General features: G+C 69.8%; 16 protein-coding genes, 3 tRNA genes and 1 pseudogene. 4 read left to right on the forward strand and 16 right to left on the reverse strand.

Annotation, left to right across the window (positions count from 1 at the left end; all coding sequences use genetic code 11):
- Positions 1 to 82: 82 nt before the first annotated feature.
- The 10 genes from nusG to ABZS42_RS23175 form a co-directional block, all read right to left on the reverse strand.
- On the reverse strand, positions 83 to 805 hold the full coding sequence (gene nusG, locus ABZS42_RS23130; protein WP_355148457.1) for a transcription termination/antitermination protein NusG: 723 nt from the start codon (positions 803 to 805) through the stop codon (positions 83 to 85).
- A gap of 38 nt (positions 806 to 843) precedes the next feature.
- The gene (gene secE, locus ABZS42_RS23135; RefSeq protein WP_355148459.1) at positions 844 to 1,236 is read right to left on the reverse strand and encodes a preprotein translocase subunit SecE; all 393 of its coding nucleotides are present in this window, start codon (positions 1,234 to 1,236) and stop codon (positions 844 to 846) included.
- Positions 1,237 to 1,448: 212 nt separating this feature from the next.
- Positions 1,449 to 1,521: transfer RNA gene (locus tag ABZS42_RS23140), tRNA-Trp, on the reverse strand.
- 152 nt (positions 1,522 to 1,673) lie between these two features.
- Positions 1,674 to 2,066, reverse strand: a complete 393-nt coding sequence (locus ABZS42_RS23145; RefSeq protein WP_355148461.1) for a MaoC family dehydratase — start codon at positions 2,064 to 2,066, stop codon at positions 1,674 to 1,676.
- A gap of 1 nt (position 2,067) precedes the next feature.
- Positions 2,068 to 2,514 carry a MaoC family dehydratase N-terminal domain-containing protein gene (locus tag ABZS42_RS23150; protein WP_355148463.1) on the reverse strand — a complete coding sequence of 149 codons (447 nt, stop codon included), beginning with the start codon at positions 2,512 to 2,514 and terminating at the stop codon, positions 2,068 to 2,070.
- Between the two features lie 124 nt (positions 2,515 to 2,638).
- Complete coding sequence (gene rpmG, locus ABZS42_RS23155) at positions 2,639 to 2,806, reverse strand: 50S ribosomal protein L33 (protein WP_007073056.1); 168 nt, start codon at positions 2,804 to 2,806, stop codon at positions 2,639 to 2,641.
- A gap of 131 nt (positions 2,807 to 2,937) precedes the next feature.
- Positions 2,938 to 3,010: transfer RNA gene (locus tag ABZS42_RS23160), tRNA-Met, on the reverse strand.
- Between the two features lie 22 nt (positions 3,011 to 3,032).
- A tRNA-Thr gene (locus tag ABZS42_RS23165) sits at positions 3,033 to 3,105 on the reverse strand.
- A 94-nt stretch (positions 3,106 to 3,199) separates the two neighbouring features.
- Positions 3,200 to 5,728 (reverse strand): bifunctional diguanylate cyclase/phosphodiesterase, encoded by a 2,529-nt coding sequence (locus ABZS42_RS23170; RefSeq protein ID WP_355148465.1) that lies wholly within the window; start codon positions 5,726 to 5,728, stop codon positions 3,200 to 3,202.
- Positions 5,729 to 5,758: 30 nt separating this feature from the next.
- Entirely contained in the window at positions 5,759 to 6,082 is a 324-nt protein-coding gene (locus ABZS42_RS23175) for a 5'-nucleotidase (protein WP_355148467.1), read from the reverse strand.
- A gap of 660 nt (positions 6,083 to 6,742) precedes the next feature.
- On the opposite strand from ABZS42_RS23175, the gene ABZS42_RS23180 reads away from it, so the two are divergent.
- The 3 genes from ABZS42_RS23180 to ABZS42_RS23190 are packed head-to-tail and all read left to right on the forward strand — an operon-like array spanning position 6,743 to position 9,243.
- Positions 6,743 to 7,906, forward strand: a complete 1,164-nt coding sequence (locus ABZS42_RS23180) for a sensor histidine kinase (protein ID WP_355148469.1) — start codon at positions 6,743 to 6,745, stop codon at positions 7,904 to 7,906.
- Entirely contained in the window at positions 7,903 to 8,559 is a 657-nt protein-coding gene (locus ABZS42_RS23185) for a response regulator transcription factor (protein ID WP_355148471.1), read from the forward strand. The genes ABZS42_RS23180 and ABZS42_RS23185 overlap by 4 nt, the downstream gene beginning before the upstream one ends.
- Positions 8,560 to 8,616: 57 nt before the next feature.
- On the forward strand, positions 8,617 to 9,243 hold the full coding sequence (locus ABZS42_RS23190) for a hypothetical protein (protein WP_355148473.1): 627 nt from the start codon (positions 8,617 to 8,619) through the stop codon (positions 9,241 to 9,243).
- 42 nt (positions 9,244 to 9,285) lie between these two features.
- Here the strand turns inward: ABZS42_RS23190 and ABZS42_RS23195 are convergent, their stop codons facing one another.
- The 3 genes from ABZS42_RS23195 to ABZS42_RS23205 form a co-directional block, all read right to left on the reverse strand.
- Positions 9,286 to 10,155, reverse strand: a complete 870-nt coding sequence (locus ABZS42_RS23195; protein WP_355148475.1) for an AraC family transcriptional regulator — start codon at positions 10,153 to 10,155, stop codon at positions 9,286 to 9,288.
- Positions 10,156 to 10,398: 243 nt separating this feature from the next.
- A complete protein-coding gene (locus ABZS42_RS23200) occupies positions 10,399 to 11,448 on the reverse strand; it encodes a hypothetical protein (RefSeq protein WP_355148477.1) in 1,050 nt (349 codons plus the stop codon).
- Between the two features lie 47 nt (positions 11,449 to 11,495).
- Positions 11,496 to 11,993 carry a SigE family RNA polymerase sigma factor gene (locus ABZS42_RS23205; RefSeq protein WP_355148479.1) on the reverse strand — a complete coding sequence of 166 codons (498 nt, stop codon included), beginning with the start codon at positions 11,991 to 11,993 and terminating at the stop codon, positions 11,496 to 11,498.
- A 149-nt stretch (positions 11,994 to 12,142) separates the two neighbouring features.
- Between ABZS42_RS23205 and ABZS42_RS23210 the strand changes: the two genes are divergently transcribed.
- A complete protein-coding gene (locus ABZS42_RS23210; protein WP_355148481.1) occupies positions 12,143 to 12,763 on the forward strand; it encodes a hypothetical protein in 621 nt (206 codons plus the stop codon).
- A gap of 138 nt (positions 12,764 to 12,901) precedes the next feature.
- Here the strand turns inward: ABZS42_RS23210 and ABZS42_RS23215 are convergent, their stop codons facing one another.
- The 3 genes and pseudogenes from ABZS42_RS23215 to ABZS42_RS23225 form a co-directional block, all read right to left on the reverse strand.
- Positions 12,902 to 13,471, reverse strand: a complete 570-nt coding sequence (locus ABZS42_RS23215; RefSeq protein WP_355148483.1) for a hypothetical protein — start codon at positions 13,469 to 13,471, stop codon at positions 12,902 to 12,904.
- Positions 13,468 to 14,031, reverse strand: coding sequence for a sigma-70 family RNA polymerase sigma factor (locus ABZS42_RS23220; RefSeq protein WP_355148485.1), 564 nt, complete (start codon positions 14,029 to 14,031; stop codon positions 13,468 to 13,470). The genes ABZS42_RS23215 and ABZS42_RS23220 overlap by 4 nt, the downstream gene beginning before the upstream one ends.
- Positions 14,032 to 14,339: 308 nt before the next feature.
- Positions 14,340 to 14,458 (reverse strand): annotated as a pseudogene (locus tag ABZS42_RS23225) (IS5/IS1182 family transposase); the annotation flags it as partial.

Consider the following 14,458-nt stretch of genomic DNA (forward strand, 5'->3'; position numbering starts at 1 on the left):
GGCCCTGCTCCAGCTGTACGGCGAGGTCGAGCAGGAACGGCCGCACCGGCGGCGGGACGCTTCCCACCGCCGGCACCCGGACTCAGATCTTGGCGACCTGGTTGAAGTTCAGCTCGACCGGCGTCTCCCGGCCGAAGATCGAAACCAGCACCTTGAGCTTCTGCTGGTCGGCGTTGATCTCGCTGATCGTCGCCGGCAGCGACGCGAAGGCGCCGTCGGTGACGGTGACGGAGTCACCGACCTCGAAGTCGAGAACCTTGATCTCGGGCTTCGCCTTCTTCTGCTCGGTCTCGACCGCCGGAGCCAGCCACTTGAGCACCTCGTCGAGGGAGAGCGGCGCCGGCCGGTCGGCCCGGTCGGTGGCACCGACGAAACCGGTCACCCCGGGCGTGTTGCGCACGGTCGAGTACGACTCGGCAGTCAGCTCCATCCGAACCAGGATGTAGCCCGGGAAGACCTTCGCCTGGACCTGGGACCGCTTGCCGTTCTTGACCTCGACCTCTTCCCGGGTCGGCACCTCGACCTGGTAGATGAAGTCCTCCATGTCGAGGCTGGTGATCCGGGTCTCGAGGTTGGTCTTGACCTTGTTCTCGTAGCCGGCGTAGGAGTGCACCACGTACCAGTCGCCCGGCGCGTAACGCAGCTTCTGGCGCAGCTCGGCGACCGGGTCGAACTCCTCGTCCGACGGGGCCTCGGTGGTCGGGATTTCCGGCTCGCTGGCGGCCTCGACCGACTCGTCGTTCGCCGCCGTCGCCACCGTGGACTGCTCGTCCGCGGGGCCGGCGGTCTCGTCGTACTCAGGCACGCTCGCTCACTTCCGTCACTATCGGCTGGTACAGCCGGTCAGCTGGGGTTGCCGAAGACCCACAGCACGCCCTTGGCGAAGCCGTAGTCCAGGACCCCCACGATCGTCAACATCACCGCGACGAAGGTGACAACGACGGCCGTGTAGGTCAGCAACTCCTTGCGGGTCGGCCAGATGACCTTACGCAGTTCGGCCACGACCTCGCGGAAGAACCGGGCGATGCGGCCGAACAGGCCCACCCGGCCGGTCTCGGTCCGGGTCTTCGGTCGGCTGTCGGCCGACTCAGCCTTCGCGCGGGACCGCGTCGCGGTGCCGCCGCGGGAAACCGGCTCGTCCGCGTCGGTGGCGTCGTCGCCGGCAACGTCGTCGACGGTCTCGTCGTTCAGACGATCGTCGCCGGCATCCTCGCCGCGCCGCTTGCTCTCGGCCACTTCGCCCTCCGCGGGATCTCGGGTTCACACGCCGGGCGGCGTGCGCGACGCTGGTCACGCCGGCCGGGCCCAACCGTCCCGCGACGGGCCGCGGCCGGCGGATCGACCGCGGTGGCCCGAGCCTCCGAACCACCCCGCCGATGCCACCACCACGGGCCGGACGCCGCCTTCACACGGCGGCGCGACCCACTGGAACGGTCAGGCCTGAGGCGCAGGGGTGACAGGACTTGAACCTGCAGCCTGCGGTTTTGGAGACCGCTGCTCTGCCAATTGAGCTACACCCCTGTGCGGCAACGCTCACCCCACTCGGCCCAAGACGGGTCGAGCAGGGGTCACTTGCCCCACGGCGGACCAGTGTACGGGTAGGCGGCCCACTTTCCCAACCGGTCCACCCATCGCGCGTCCGCGCCCCAGGTCGGCGCTCTGCGAACGTCGGATCAGCGGGACATCCGGACGGTCGCCCGGGCCTGGGAGAGCACCTTGTCGCCGAGACAGGTGGCCGTGATGTCGAGCCGGGTGAGCCCGTCCTCGGTGACCTCGCGTACCACGGCCGTCACCTCGATCTCGGTGCCCTCGTCGTCGTCGGGCACCACGACGGGCCGGGTGAACCGGACCCCGTAGTCGACCACCGCGTCCGGCGAACCGGCCCACTCCGCCACGGCCCGGCCGACCAGGGCCATGGTGAACATGCCGTGCGCGATGACGCCGGGCAGCCCGACCTTGGTGGCGATCCGGTCGCTCCAGTGGATCGGGTTGAAGTCGCCCGAGGCACCGGCGTAGCGGACCAGGTCCGCGCGGGTCACCCGGAACGTCCTGGCTGGCAGCTCCATGTCAGGCCTCCCCACGTACGACGAGCTTGGACCAGACCGCGACGACCGGCTCGCCGGCGACGGTGCTGATGTCGGTGCGGGTGGTCAGAAAGCCGTGCCCGCCGCGGTTGGTGATGTCCTCGATGGTGCTGACACAGACCAGCTCGTCTCCGGCCACCACCGGCCGGGTGTACGCGAACCGCTGATCGCCGTGCACGACGCGGCTGTAGTCGACGCCCACCGCCGGGTCCTCGACGATCTGCTGTGTGGCGGCCATCGTCACCACGAAGGGGAAGGTGGGCGGGGCCACCACGTCGGCGTGGCCGAGCGCACGAGCGGCCTCGGGGTCGTGATGGGCCGGGTCGGTGGCGCCGATGGCCGTGGCGAACTCGCGGATCTTCTCGCGGCCCACCTGGTAGGGGGCGGTCGGCGGGTACGTACGGCCGACATAGGACGGGTCCAGGGACATGCCGCGAACCTACACGTAAAGCACGATCGCCGACCCGAGCGGTCAGCAGCGGCAGATGCCGCGCCGGCCGGTCAGATCGGCGATCGGGTGGAGCTTCGAGTGGCCGGACAGAGCCGGCCGTAGGTCAGCGCGTCTCGCGGTGAACCGTGTGCCGACCGTCCCGGGGGCAGAACTTCTTCAGCTCGATGCGGTCCGGGTCGTTGCGGCGGTTCTTGCGCGTGATGTAGTTGCGCTCCTTGCACTCCACACACGCCAGAGTGATCTTCGGCCGGACATCGGTCGCCTTCGCCACGGCGGAGTGCCTTCCTCGCTACGGTTAAAACTACGACACGTCAGCGTACTCGATGCTGACGCGGACATGCAAAGCGGGCGCCTGTGGCGCCCTTCTCACTGACCACCGGGAACACGCCCGGAGGACGAGAGTAGCGGTGGCCGGACTTGAACCGGCGACACAGCGATTATGAGCCGCTTGCTCTGCCATCTGAGCTACACCGCCGCGGTGGGTCAAGCGACCCCAGAGCCCCCTTACGGAATCGAACCGTAGACCTTCTCCTTACCATGGAGACGCTCTGCCGACTGAGCTAAGGGGGCCTGCGCGATCTCCCCGTGGGGCCGCGCAGAGGTAAGACTACACGGCCCGACCCGACACGGGAAATCGGATCCCCCCGGGCAAAGTTTCCGCAGGTCAGGGCACGACACGCAGCCGGGGAAGCCCGCCGCTGGTGATCGTCTCCGGGTCGACCTGCGCCCCGAACCACGCCTCCAGCCGCTCGTACGGCAGCGGGCGGCTGAACAGGAAGCCCTGCCCGATCTCACACCCGATGTCCTGCAGCAACTCCAGCGTCAACTCGCTCTCCACCCCCTCGGCCACCACGGCCAGGCCGAACTGCTGCGAGAGGGTGACCACCGCGTTGACGATCGCCAGGTCCCCCGGGTCGGTCGCCATGCCCTGCACGAACGAGCGGTCGACCTTCACCTCGTGCACCGGCAGCCGGCGCAGGTGCGCGAGGGACGAGTCGCCCGTGCCGAAGTCGTCGACCGACAGCCGTACGCCCAGATCTCGGAGCCGGCGGAGGGTGGGGATGGGGCGTTCGGTGCCGTCGAGCACCCCGGCCTCGGTGATCTCCAGGGTGAGCCGCTGCGGCGGCACCCCGTACTCGTCGAGCAGCTCCCTGACATGGTCGGGGAAGTGCTGGTCGGTGAGCGTACGCGGCGAGATGTTGACCGCCACGGAGAGCGGCTGGTCGGCCTGGGCCCAGTTCCGGCTACGCCGCAGCCCCTCCCGGAGCACCAGCTCGGTGAGGCGGCCGAGCTGGCCGGTGTGCTCCGCCACGGCGACGAAGTCCTCCGGGGCGACCGTGCCGTGCGTCGGATGCTCCCACCGGGCCAGGCACTCGACCCCGACCAGACGCCGGTCCCGGAGGGTGACCTTGGGCTGGAAGTAGACCTCCAGCTTCCCCTCGTCCAGGGCGCGGCGCAGGTCGCCGGCGAGGCCGAGCCGGCGCAGCGACCGGGACTCCAGCGCCGGGTTGAACAGTTGGACACTGCCCGGAACCGCCTTCGCGGCGGTGGCCGCCAGATCCACCCGTTGCAGCAGCGTCGCCGCGTCGCTGCCGTGATCCGGGTGCACGGCCACGCCGACCGCGGTGTCCACGTCCAGGGTGAGCGTGTCGAAGATCATCTCATCGCGGATCTGCTCACGCAGCTGGGCCGCGATCGCCATCGCCGCCTCGACGCTCTCCAGCCGCATCGTCACCAGGAACTCGTCGCCCCCTGCCCGGCCGACCAGGGCCGACGACGGCGCCGACGCGCGGAGCCGGGCGGCTACCTCGGCGAGGACCTTGTCCCCGGCCGCGTGCCCGAGCGACTCGTTGACCTGGCGCAGCCCGTCGACGTCGAAGAGGAGCAGAGCCACCACCTCGCCGGGCGCCCGGATCTTGACTGACTCCGCCAGGGCGCCGTTGATCCGCCGCCGGTTGGGCAGCTTGGTCAGCGCGTCGTGGTACGCGTCGTGCCGCAGCCGGTCGACCAGCCGGGAGTTCTCCAGCGCCACGGCGGCGTGCGCCGCCACGGTCTCGAAGATCGGTATGTCGGCCGCGGTGAAGTGCCCGACGTCGCTGAGCCGGTTGACCACCTCGAGGGTGCCGATCACCGCCTGACCCGAACGCAGCGGTACGACGATGAGGTCCTTGACCCGGTGCTCACTCAGCTCGCGGCGAACACTGGGGTCGTCGCCGAGCGTCCGGCCGGCGGCCAGGGTACGGCCCGACGTCCGCACACGTTCCCGCAGCAGCGCCGGGGTCAACGCCACGTCGAGCAGGCCACGGTCGTCGACCCGGGCACTCAACAGCACCTCGGGATGACGTCCCTGGGCAGGCAGCCACAGCGTGGCGTACTCCGCCTGCATCAGCGCACGGATCCGGCCGAGCAGGACGTCGGCCAGGTTGCCCTCCTGGCCGTTCTCGGTCATGGCGCGGGTCAGCTCGTACATCCGGCCGAGCGTGCGGTGCTGACGCAGGAACTGCGCGTACGAGCGGTAGAGCAGGACGACGGCGACCGCCAGGACCGTGATCAGGATTATCGACCAGGGGGTCGAGTTGATCGCCATCAGGACGACCAGACCGATGACCACGTTGACCGCGGACGCCACCTGCGGGGCCGGAGCGTTGCGGACCAGTTCCCACCCGGCCTGCCAGCCGTGCAGCAGGCAGATGACCGCCACGATGGCCGCCAGCGAGACCAGCGCGTTCACGCTGACGACCGCGAAGAGAACGGCCCACGTCCGGGGTCCGACACCCTCGACTGGGGAGAGTGCGACGTAGACGAGCCCGGCCAGGGAGGCGGCGGCCGCCGTTCTCGCCAGGTTGAACCAGACCTTGGCCGCGCTCAGGCGTCGGCGGAGCTGCCCGATCAGCGCGGCCAGCACCGCGATCACGACCACCGTCAGCGGCGGTAGGTGGTAGAACGCCAGCACGAGCGGGATCTCGGTGACGATGATCTCGAGCGCCTGTCGGCGCACGACGAAGTGCAGCACCTGCGTGCTGGCCGCCACCATGATCACGAAGATGATCGCGGCTTTGGGGAGACTGCCGGGTGGTAGCGGTGCCACCACCGCCAGCAGAAGCGAACAGACGATGGCCAGGAGGGCCAGCGGAGCGGTGATCAGCCAGGCCTGGTCCGTTGACCTACGAGTGGGGGGCGAGCCGGCTGTCATACCGCTCCCTCGCCTGGGACGGGATTTGCCTTACCGCGCGACGAGGACGTTGGCCTCGAACGAGGGTGCGCCCCAGCTGTAGTCGCCCTGCGGCGCCACACCCCAGCTGTAGTCGCCCTCCGGCGCCACACCCCAGCTGTAGTCGCCCTCCGGCGCCACACCCCAGCTGTAGTCGCCATCGTTCGCACCAGCGGGCGCCACGCCCCAGCTGTAGTCGGCGTCGTTCGCACCGGCGCCCCAGCTGTAGTCCGTGAGGTGGAATCCGTTACTCGCACCGACGGCCGCTCCTGCGAACGCGACGGCAGCCGCGAGCGCAAGGACGGCGCCAAGCCGGCGAGGCGTCCGACCAGACATGAGTTGCTCCTGTCAGGAAAGGGGGGAACAGGGGTGCCCTGATGGTGCCACAGCCCGCGCGGCGAGCAAAGCGCGCGGACGGCCGAGCCCTCTGGGCGAGCTAGCGGGGTCAAGCTCCTATCTGACACGGCCGCAGCCCGGGAGAAGCCTTACCGCAACATGAGCTCGCAGATGACGTGGCTTCCGTCCAACAGTGCAAATTGCGTCCTTCCGGGGAGAACTCGCGGAAGAACGGCGAGAGACATCTCCCGGACGACTCGGGCTGCTCTCGGCACCTCACCAGACGTGGCCGCTCGTCGGCGTTCCGTCGCCGGTCGGCGAATCGTGGCGACTCCCGGCCCACGGCGGCCGAGCCGCCCCTCCCGCCGACGCCGAGCGGCGGCGACAGGTGACCGTCCGGCACCAGGAGCTCCACAATGCGCCACCGGGACGGAAATTTCCAGAGCCGGTCAGCCCGGTCCACTCCCCGGCGACCACGCGCCGCGGCCCGGACCGCCAGATGGCGGACGACGGCGTACGGGACCGCGACTGCCACGGCCACGGCCACGGACCGAGTCCACGGCTCGGCCACCCGGTTGGGCCGCGGCGAGCCTCCGATGCCATCACCGACTACCGCATTCGTGGTACGTCCTCGCCCGGTCGGATACGTACTGTTGCCTTGTGCGGCGGTGGATGGCCGAGGCCGGCGTCGTGGCGGTTGCCGGCACGGTGACGGTGTATCGGATCGCGGTGGCGGGCGTGGAGCCCGCCGACCGCACGCCGGACGCCTGGGCGTACGGCCTCGGGCTGGCGATGGCGCTGGCTTTGCTGGCCCGACGCCACCGGCCGGCCGCGACGCTGGCCACGGTGGGTGCCCTGTTCCTGGCCTATCACCTGTCCCGCTATCCCGGCGGCGCCCCCGCCGCGCCGCTGTGGGTGGCGATGTACTCGGTGGCGGTCGCGCCCCGGCGTCGGGCCGGCCTGACGGTCGCCGGGGTGTTCCTCCTGCTGGACCTGCACGGCCGGATGATGGTGGAGAACGTGGGCCCCCTGGACACGACCCTGGACAGCTCCACAGTGGTCTTCGGGGCGGCGCTGCTGCTCGGCGAGGCGGTCCGGAGCCGGCGGATCCGGTTGACGATGTCGGCCGCCGAGCGCGATCGCGCGGCGGAGCAGCGGGTCATCGAGGAGCGGATCCGAATCGCCCGGGAGTTGCACGACGTCACGGCACACACCCTGGCGGTGGTCGGTGTGCAGGCCGGGGTCGCCGCCGAGGTGCTGGAGGACGACCCGGACCAGGCACGCGCCGCGCTCGACGTGGTCCGGCAGGCGAGCCGGGAGGCGATGGTGGAGTTACGCGCCGCCGTCGGCGCGCTCCGAGACGGCCGCCGCGAACCGGCGCCCGGCGATCACCGTGACCGACCGGCCGGCCTCGACGAGACGCTGGGCGATCTCCGTGACCCGGCGGGCGCGTTCAGCCCCGCGCCGCCGGCACCCGCGCTCGATCGGCTCCCCGAACTGACCGCAGCGACCGGTGCCGTGCTGTTTCACGACGGCGAGCCCCGGCCGATGCCTCGGGCCGTGGAGGCGACGGCCTACCGGATCGTCCAGGAAGCGGTCGCGAACGCGGTGCGGCACGCCGACGCCCACCGGATCGAGGTACGGCTCGGCTACCGTCCGGACGGGCTGACGCTGACCATCCAGGACGACGGCCGCGGCGCCGGCGGACCACCGGGCAACGGCCTGCGCGGCATGGCGGAACGTGCCACCGGCCTGGGCGGTTGGCTCCGGGCCGGCCCGGCCGAGGGCGGCGGCTTCCAGGTACGGGGGTGGCTACCGGGATGACGATCCGAGTTCTGCTGGCCGATGACCAGACGCTGGTCCGGGCCGGGTTCCGGGTGCTACTGGAGCGGGCGCCGGACATCAAGGTCGTCGCCGAGGCAGCCGACGGCGACGAGGCGATCGCGCTGACCCGTGCCCACCGGCCGGACGTCGTACTGATGGACATCCGGATGCCCGGCACCGACGGGCTGACCGCGACCCGGCGGATCCTCACCGACGACCGGCTGCCCGAGGTTCGGGTGGTCGTGCTGACCACCTTCGAACTGGACGAGTACGTCTACGCGGCGCTGCACGCCGGCGCGAGCGGTTTCCTGCTGAAGAACCTGGAACCAGACGAGCTGCGCAGGGCCGTCCGGGTGGTCGCCGCCGGCGACGCGCTGCTGGCGCCGGAAGTCACCCGGCGGCTGATAGCGGCGTACGCCAGCGGTCCGGAGGTGCCCGGCCTGCACGCGTTGACCGTGCGGGAACGCGAGGTGGTGACACTGGTCGCGGACGGGCTCTCGAACGCGGAGATCGGCGCACGGCTCGGCATGAGCACCGCCACCGCGAAGACCCACGCCAACCGGGCGATGGCCAAACTCGGTGCCCGGGACCGCGCCCAGCTCGTGGTCTTCGCCTACCGCGGCGGGCTGGCCGGGGTACGACGACCGCGGTAGGCCGGCACCCACGTGGAGCGGATTCCGCGCCGCCCCGCCGGCCATAGCGTCTGGTCCATGTTTCTAATCCTGGGACCAACCCTGAACCTGCTCGCCTCCTTCTTCTGGGGGCCCGACTCGCAGGGCGTGACCGCGGGTACGCTCGTCGCGCTCTCCTGCTTCTGCTGGCTCGTCGGTCTGATCGGACTGTACGACCGGCTACGCGCCACGGCGCCCCGGTACGTGGCCGTCGCACTGCCCGTCACGGTATTCGCGACCGTCGGCGGGGTGGCGTTCGGCGTACAGAGCATCCACGAGGGGCTGTTCGACGTCTCGCATGCTCAGACGATCGAACTGCTCAACCAGTACCCGTTCGCCACCACCCTGTTCTGGATCGCCGGCCCGCTCTTCCCGCTCACCCTGTTCGCGCTGGGCGTGGTGCTCGGCTGGACCCGCACCGCGCCGCCGGCGGTCGGCGTACTGCTCTGCCTGGGCGCGATCGCCTTCCCGATGAGCCGGGTCACCCGCGAGGTGTCGATCGCGCACGTCGCCGACGTACTGCTGTTGCTGCCGTTCCTCTACCTGGGTGCGCGGGGACTGTGGGGCCGGTCGCGGAAGTCCGCGTCGCCGACTGCCGGAGACGTGTCCGCGGTGGTGGGCCGGACGCCGGACAGCCGCGCGTCGACCGCGCCACGTGTGCCGTGACGGAGACGACGGCGAGGCTGCCCGGCGACACCAGGCGTTACGTCAGATCGGTTCGATGGGCAGCCACAGCTCGCAGGTCGCGGTGCTGAAGTCGTCCGCCCGTTCGAGGATCGCGACGATCGAGGGTCCCGGCCGCAGACGCCACGGGTTGGCGGGGAACCACTCGGTCGCGGTCGCGGCCCAGGCCGTCTGCAGCGCCTGTGGGTGGGGTCCGGCGGTACGGAAGACCGCCCACATGCCGGCCGGCACCTCGATGGCGTCGAGATCGTCGGGGGTCGCCGTGTCCCGGGACACGGCGACCCCGTGCAGGTAGGTCAGTTCGGTGCCCTCGGTGCTGTCGGGGTCGACGTCGTCGGAGACTTGCAGCAGGCCACCCGGCTCGCTGTTGCTGAGCGCCTTCAGCCGGAGATGCGCCTCCTGCGGAAGTGCGGTGATGTGCTGCTGGATGTACGGGTTGATGCCGTGGTGGATCAGCGGAACCCGGGCGGCGTGTCCGACGAGCCGGAATGCGGGGCGGTCGACGATGCGGGTGTCCATGGGGATGCTCCCTTCGACGGTCAGGCGGAACCTGAGCTGTGGTTGAGTGCGAAGGGGGCCTCCGTCGCGGCGTACGTCACCGGGGCCGGCACCGTGGACCGCCCGGAACGCGCGTCCGAACGCCTCGGTCGAGCCGTACCCGTGCCGGACGGCGATGCTCAGCAGGTCGTCCTCGCCGCGGACGACGTCGGCAGCCGCGACGGTCATACGCCGCCGGCGCACGTACTCCGACAGCGGCATGCCGGCCAACGACGAGAACATCCGGCGCAGGTGGTACTCGGTCGTGCCGAGGGTCCTGGCCAGCCCGTTGACGTCGAAGTCCTCGGTGAGGTGCGCTTCGACGAAGTCGACGAGCCGGTTGAGTGCCGAGATCACGAGGCCTCCCTTCGGTGTCAAGCCTGGCCGAGGCACCCCCGGCCGCACCCGATCGCTGCGGTCCGATCCGATCATGTGCGGGCCGTCCCGGCGCTGACGCACCGCCGTGCCGCGCGGCACGCCCCCGGACGGCCGGGTACCGATCGACCTCCGGGGCCGTCCGCTGTCCCCGACCGGTGCCGGCCGGGCTGAGCTGGACCGGCTCGGCCTCGGGGACGTGTCGCTGCGCCGCCGTCGGGGTGGTCAGCCCTGCCATTGCGAGCGCAGCTCGGCCAACCAGGGGCCGGTGGCGTGCTGTGCGGTGACGGTGATCGTGACCTCGTCGCCGTCCCGCACGGACTCCAGTTCGGGTACGCAGACCGCTTGATCGTTCCGCTCGACCTGGCAGCTGGCGTTGGGGCCATTACCGGCGTAGTCGTACACCTCCCCCGTGAGCACGGTGACGCCGTTCACGGAGACGCCGTAGATGCCGGGCGTCTGCGGGACAACTGTGAAGTCGTAACCCCGGTGCCAGGGCATGGTGACGCTGACCGGCTTGTCGGGATCTGCCCGATCGCTGCGCACCACCCGGGTCCCGGGCTCGCTCGCCATGCCGTCGGGCTTCGGCGGCTCCAGCTCGGCCGGCCGGGTCGGCAGGGGGTACTGGGTGAACGGCACCTTCTCGGCCACGGCGAAGTGCACGGTGCCCTGTGCCGGGATCGTCGGGAGCCGACGGCCCGCCCCCTTCATGTCCTGCGCGCCGGTGACCGTGTACGTCACAGTCACCGTGTCGCCGGCGCTCACTCCCAGGCTCGACTCGGATCCCGTCGGGCCCTGGTTCACCTCGGAGAGGCAGTTCATGGAGGTGGCGGCCGGCTCGCCGTTGATCGCGATCTCGGCGTCGAGCGAGACGTGCTTACTCGCGAGACCCGGGCAGTAGCTGAAGAACCGGACGTCCGTCGAGTTGACCGTCCAGGTGAGCTGCACCCTCTTCGCGCTCACCGGCGCCGAGCCGACGGCGACCACGCGGTAGCCGCCGGAGTATTCGGCGAACGGACCGATCTTGCGGCCCGCCACCGGCTTCGCGGTGGCCGACGCGCTGACGGTCGGCTCCCCGGCCGGTGGGCTGACGGTCAGCTCCCCGGCCGGTGGAGTCGCCGATCCAGGAGCGAACTGAGCCGGCTTCCCGCTGAGGGCGACGGTGGAGGCACCCACCGCTGCCAGCACCGCCACCGTGGCCGCGGCTCCCGCCACGGCCCGCCTGCGCCGCCGTACCACGATCGTCCGCTGGACCTCCTCGAGACGTCCACGCACCGGCGCCCCGTGAGCCGACCGCTCATCCATGAGCTCCTTGAGATCGATCATCGGTACGCCGCCTCCATCGTCAGCGACTCGTCCAGTCGCAGCTTCTCCAATGCCTTCTTGGCCTGACTCTTGACCGTGCCCACCGAAATGCTCATCGCGTCCGCGATCTGCGCCTCGGTCATGTCTTCGAAGTAGCGCAGCACCAACACCGCCCGCTGCCGTCGCGGCAGCCTGCCCAGCGCCTGCCACACCTCGTCCCGCCGGTCGACGCGGGAGATGTGGTCGACCGCGGGAGGCTCCGGCAGCTGCGACATCGGCTGCTCGACGTGACGCCACCTACGCCGCCACCACGAGGCGTAGACGTTCACCAGAACCTTGCGCACGTACGGTTCGGGGTCCCCGTCGATCCGCCCCCACGCGCTCCAGGCGCGTACCAGAGCCATCTGCAGCAGATCCTCGGCCTGCGCCCAGTCATGGGTGAGCAGATAGGCGGTGCGTTGCAGACGGGGTGATCGTGTTGCCACGAACTCGGCGAACGTATCGCTCGATGCCACCGGTCTCCTTAGAAGACGAGTCACCGGCTACTACCCGACCGACATCCCGGAAGGTTGCCCGATAAGTGGAACTGCGCCGGATGCAAGCCCGGCCATGATCGCGCGAGGTCGGGGGCGACGCCAATGAACCCGCGGCCTACGGTTCCGACATGGTCAGTGACGAGGGCGCGAGGCTGGGAGTTGCGGCGGCGCGGCGCCTGGCAGCTCTGGGCTGTTGCCGGATTGAGAAAGGGCTGACCGACGCGGAGTTCGACCGTGTCGAGCGCGAGTACGGATTCGAGTTCGCCGACGATCACCGCGCCTTCCTGGCGGCTGGGCTTCCGGTCTGGCAGCCGTACGAACAGGGACAGACGTGGGACCAGCCCTGGCCAGACGGGCGTAACGGCAATCCGGACGCGCTTCTCGAACACCTGTCGTGGCCGGTTGACTGCCTGCTGGGAGACGTTCAGCACGGGCACTGGCGACAGGAATGGGGCAGCCGTCCCGAGACGGCAGAAGAGGCAGTCAAGACGGCGCGTGCACGGCTCGCCGAGGTCCCCACCATGGTCCCGGTGTACGCGCACCGGTTCCTTCCGACAGGGCGCGGAACCTTCGCGCACCCGGTCCTGTCGATGCGCGGGTGGGACATCGTCTACTACGGCACCGATCTGCTCGACTACATCGGCCAGGAGTTCGAGGAACCACGTCCTGACCGGACCGACGACTGGAATCCACGAGCCACCGTGCCGTTCTGGCGCGACTACCTTCGAGCAGAAGACGGGCGTACATGATCTTGTTCGGGCCAGCGCCTCTGAACTGCCGCTTCTCCGTCGCTGGATGCCCGCCGAAGCCCAACTGCCCACGATCTGCCCACGCGACGCCTACCGACGGCCGGGGCTGGGCCGCCGCAGGACGCAAGGCACATCCGTTCAGTTGCCTGTCGGCGCGACGAACATGTCGACCGATCCGCACGTCTCGGGTGCGTTCTTGAACTGCTCGCCGCCGATGACGTACACAAGCTTTCCCCATCTCGTCTCAGGAGAGGGAGAGCCGCTACTTCCCGAAGTGGGGGGCGCCTCGATACGTTGCACGCAGGCGTACAGGTGGGATGGTGCCTCGACGCTGAAAATCCGGCTCCACGACCTCCTGCATGCGTCGATTGGAGTCTCGCCAGCTCTCGCCGCTGTTTCCCCCATACGGTGCATACCAGTTGTGGCGCATACAAAGGCCGCATCATTCGCAGGCATTGCCTCGGGTGGCGCAGTAGGGGCGTGATACCCGCCGATCGCGGCGGTCGCACCACCAGCGGCCAAGGCCCCGGCGGCCACCGCGCCAACGATCCCCCAGCGCCTCCTCCGGCGCTTCTTCTCGGGCTGCTGCGGCAACTCGAGGACGCGAGCCAGCATCTCCTCTCCGTGGGGGCTCGTCGTGAAGGCGACCTCGGCGGTGGGCCGGACGCGACTAATCAGGTCTTCGGTCTCTGCGTCGTAGTGCTTCACTCCAGCCCCCTCGGGTACGTGGCCAGATCACCGATCGGAGACGGTTTCGGTCCCACCCGCCGATGTCCGTACGCGTCTTCGAAGCGGCGACGAGCCCGGTGTAACCGCACGGCAAACGTCGCCGTCGTGCACCCCAGGACCTTCGCCGATTCCCTGCCGCTGAAGTCGTACCAGTACCGCAGTAGCAATACCTCGCGGTCCATCTCTGGCAGTGCCGCCAATGCCGCCATCACGTCCACTCGCTGCGAGGTGGACGGACCGTACTCAGTCTCGTCGTGGGCCTGAGACTGCAGACGTGCCTGCAACGCTGCGTGAACTGCGCGGCCGCGCCGATGCTGCAACATTAGGCGCCGCGCGACCCCGAACAACCAAGGCCGTTCCTGACCCTCCTTGACGGTTGCCAAGCGCCGCCATGCCACGGCGAACACCTCGCTTACGAGGTCCTGCGCATCATCACCGCCCAGCCGATCATTGGCATACGCGAAGACCGCGTCGCCGTGTCGACGGAACAAGTCAGTAAGGCGCTGACGGTCTGCGGTCGTCCCCGGCCCGTCCGGCACCGATCCTCCAGGTGGTGGTCTCACACCCATACTTGTCGCTGCAGCTACGGTTCCTTACAGCCATCCGGAAGGATTCTGGCTCCGGCCCCTTCCACATTGAGGCAAGCCGAAGACGTCAGTACGGACGTCTTGGCTGCAGCTCGGCGCATGGCCGGGGCCTCACAGCCGAGAGCAGCCAAACCAAGGACGCTCACTTGAGCGCCTCGCCGATCTTGTGGTTCATGGCGTCGTAGCCGCCGTCGATGCAGTTGGCGTAGACGCGGAGCAGGACGGCGACGTCGTGGCCTAAGGCGTGTTTCATAAGCCGGTCAGAGCCACTCGCAGATGATGACGATGGTCAGGACGGCCTGGAATCGGACGGCCAACTTGTCGTAGCGGGTGGCGACGCCGCGATGGCGTTTGAGCCGGGCGATGCCGTTCTCGACGG

Source organism: Micromonospora sp. NPDC005367 (assembly GCF_040606825.1).
Lineage (GTDB): Bacteria > Actinomycetota > Actinomycetes > Mycobacteriales > Micromonosporaceae > Micromonospora.

Excerpts from the sequence above, each read along its gene's own strand:
- ABZS42_RS23210 (WP_355148481.1), top strand. The coding sequence starts at position 12,143 with ATGGTCAGTGACGAGGGCGCGAGGCTGGGAGTTGCGGCGGCGCGGCGC.
- ABZS42_RS23185 (WP_355148471.1), top strand. The coding sequence starts at position 7,903 with ATGACGATCCGAGTTCTGCTGGCCGATGACCAGACGCTGGTCCGGGCC.
- ABZS42_RS23150 (WP_355148463.1), bottom strand. The coding sequence starts at position 2,514 with ATGTCCCTGGACCCGTCCTATGTCGGCCGTACGTACCCGCCGACCGCC.
- ABZS42_RS23145 (WP_355148461.1), bottom strand. The coding sequence starts at position 2,066 with ATGGAGCTGCCAGCCAGGACGTTCCGGGTGACCCGCGCGGACCTGGTC.
- ABZS42_RS23175 (WP_355148467.1), bottom strand. The coding sequence starts at position 6,082 with ATGTCTGGTCGGACGCCTCGCCGGCTTGGCGCCGTCCTTGCGCTCGCG.
- ABZS42_RS23190 (WP_355148473.1), top strand. The coding sequence starts at position 8,617 with ATGTTTCTAATCCTGGGACCAACCCTGAACCTGCTCGCCTCCTTCTTC.
- ABZS42_RS23170 (WP_355148465.1), bottom strand. The coding sequence starts at position 5,728 with ATGACAGCCGGCTCGCCCCCCACTCGTAGGTCAACGGACCAGGCCTGG.